The sequence below is a fragment of the Fuscovulum blasticum DSM 2131 genome (assembly GCF_003034965.1).
GTDB classification, from domain to species: Bacteria; Pseudomonadota; Alphaproteobacteria; order Rhodobacterales; family Rhodobacteraceae; genus Pseudogemmobacter; species Pseudogemmobacter blasticus.
In genome coordinates, this window is the sequence record NZ_PZKE01000057.1 from 1 (window position 1) to 1,010 (window position 1,010).

The 1,010-nt window shown below is 62.6% G+C and carries 1 protein-coding gene and 1 pseudogene; both read left to right on the top strand.

Annotated elements, in window-relative coordinates; genetic code table 11:
- Positions 1–845, top strand: an 845-nt coding sequence (locus C5F44_RS17655; RefSeq protein ID WP_107674946.1) for an ABC transporter permease, incomplete at its 5' end; no start/stop codon positions are given.
- A pseudogene (locus C5F44_RS17660) lies at positions 842–1,010 on the top strand (dipeptide ABC transporter permease DppC); the annotation flags it as partial. The gene C5F44_RS17655 and the pseudogene C5F44_RS17660, both read left to right, overlap by 4 nt.

Consider the following 1,010-nt stretch of genomic DNA (forward strand, 5'->3'; position numbering starts at 1 on the left):
AACTGGGCTATGACAAGCCGGTTGTGCTGCAATACTTCGATTTCCTCGGCCGGCTTCTGCACGGCGATTTCGGCAATTCGCTGGTGACCAAGAAGCCTGTGCTGACCGAGTTTCTCAGCCTGTTCCCGGCCACGGTCGAACTGGGGCTGTGCGCCATCATCATTGCCACGCTGATCGGGGTGCCGGTGGGCGTGCTGGCCGCCATCCGCCGCGGAAGCTGGTTCGACCAGGTCTCGATGACCGCCGCGCTGGTCGGCTTTTCAATGCCGATCTTCTGGTGGGGTCTTCTGCTGATCATCTTCTTCTCGGGAATACTGGGCTGGACGCCGGTTTCCGGGCGGATCAGCCTGCTGTACTTCTTTCCCAACGTGACCGGCTTCATGCTGATCGACAGCCTGCTGTCGGGCCAGAAGGGGGCCTTCACCTCGGCCCTTAGCCACCTGATTCTGCCCTCGGTCGTGCTGGCGACCATTCCGCTGGCGGTGATCGCGCGGCAGACCCGTTCGGCCATGCTTGAGGTGATGGGCGAGGATTACGTCCGCACCGCCCGCGCCAAGGGGATGCCCCCCTATCGCGTGATCGGCATCCATGCGCTGCGCAATGCGATGATTCCCGTGATCACCACCATCGGCCTGCAGATCGGCGTGCTGATGGCCGGGGCGATCCTGACCGAAACGATCTTTTCCTGGCCCGGCATCGGCAAGTGGATGATCGATTCCATCTCGCGCCGGGATTACCCGGTGGTGCAATCCGGCCTGCTGCTGATTGCGGCGCTGGTGATGATCGTGAACCTTCTGGTCGATCTGACCTATGGCCTCATCAATCCGAGGATCCGCGTCAAATGACCGATATCCCCCCCGCCGCCGCACCTGTCAGACTGTCGGACGCCGCCATCCGCCGCCGGATGCTGGCCGAGTTCTGGTTCTACTTCAGCCAGAACCGGGGCGCCGTCATCGGGCTGGCCGTCTTTGTTCTGCTGGTGGCCGTTGCTGTCTTTGCCTCGGTTCTGG